Genomic DNA, 518 nt, shown 5'->3' on the forward strand with positions numbered 1-518 from the left:
CGGGGGAGAGGAGGTAAGATTTCCTACTCGGGAATTGATGATGAAGGATTATATGAGGATCTAAGTGAAGCTGCGGCCATACACTTGGAAGCTAGTGGTGTTGCCTGACAAAGACAATTTTTTGATGGCTGAGGCCTCAACTAAAGGGCCGGTAGATCAGCCTGGAAGATCGCCGCCTTCGCAAGGCGGAGGCCGCGGGTTCAAATCCCGCCCGGTCCACCAGAAGAGGAAAAATGGCGCTTGATTTGGATCTTGAATCCCTGATGCATGGCAAGGAGCTAGTCAAGCGGGGATTTGCCAGAATGCAGAAGGGAGGTGTGATAATGGACGTGGTAAACGCAGAGCAGGCTGGAATCGCCGAGAATGCTGGTGCAGTTTCTGTGATGGCTCTAGAAAGAGTACCGGCCGACATCCGGGCTGACGGAGGAGTGGCCAGAATGTCGAATCCGTCAATGATCAAGGAAATAATAGATTTTACGACGATTCCTGTTATGGCAAAATGCAGAATTGGACATTCT

General features: G+C 50.8%; 1 protein-coding gene and 1 tRNA gene. Both read left to right on the top strand.

All coding sequences use genetic code 11. The annotated features are described in order from the left end of the window. Positions 1–145 precede the first annotated feature (145 nt). Positions 146–222 (top strand) — tRNA-Ala (locus QGG57_07160). A gap of 11 nt (positions 223–233) precedes the next feature. Beyond that, positions 234–518 (top strand): pyridoxal 5'-phosphate synthase lyase subunit PdxS (locus QGG57_07165; GenBank protein MDP7007930.1); only part of this gene is annotated, 285 nt, incomplete at its 3' end.

Source organism: Candidatus Poseidoniia archaeon (assembly GCA_030748895.1).
In the GTDB taxonomy this organism is placed as follows: domain Archaea; phylum Thermoplasmatota; class Poseidoniia; order MGIII; family CG-Epi1; genus UBA8886.